General features: G+C 64.4%; 1 protein-coding gene. It reads right to left on the bottom strand.

Translation table 11 applies throughout. The features are described 5' to 3' along the window. Window positions 1-158: 158 nt before the first annotated feature. The coding region (locus EN850_RS34110) for a hypothetical protein (protein WP_210238025.1) at window positions 159-382 on the bottom strand (224 nt) is incomplete at its 5' end.

Raw genomic sequence — 382 nt, 5'->3', positions numbered from 1 at the left:
CCGCAGTTCATCCTCATGCTCGCCGAGGCACTGGACTAAATTGCAGCCAATGCGGACACGGATGCCCGCCTGTATTGCGTGATGCGCACCGGGCACCTCGATGCGTGCAGCGGCGAGATTCCCTGGGCAGCGCGCTATGGCGGGCGATAGGCAGTAGCTTAGGCCGCGATGGCGTAGGGCTCGACCAACCTGGCCAGGACATCCATCGCCGTCTCAGCCACCCCGTCGTCGTCGCCATGCTGCACAAATCCCAGCCAGTCTGCACAGGCCAGGCGCTTCAACTCCGCCGGTTGTGTCGGCAGCCAGCGCATCGGCCAGAATGGCAGACGCCGGTTACCGACCCTGCCGCGCTGCAACTCGATCAGTCCTGTATGGCTGGTAG

It is taken from the genome of Mesorhizobium sp. M8A.F.Ca.ET.207.01.1.1 (assembly GCF_004794715.1).
Taxonomy (GTDB): Bacteria; Pseudomonadota; Alphaproteobacteria; order Rhizobiales; family Rhizobiaceae; genus Mesorhizobium.
Note: the sequence above shows the minus strand (reverse complement) of the source record. Positions and strands in the feature narration are given on the sequence as shown.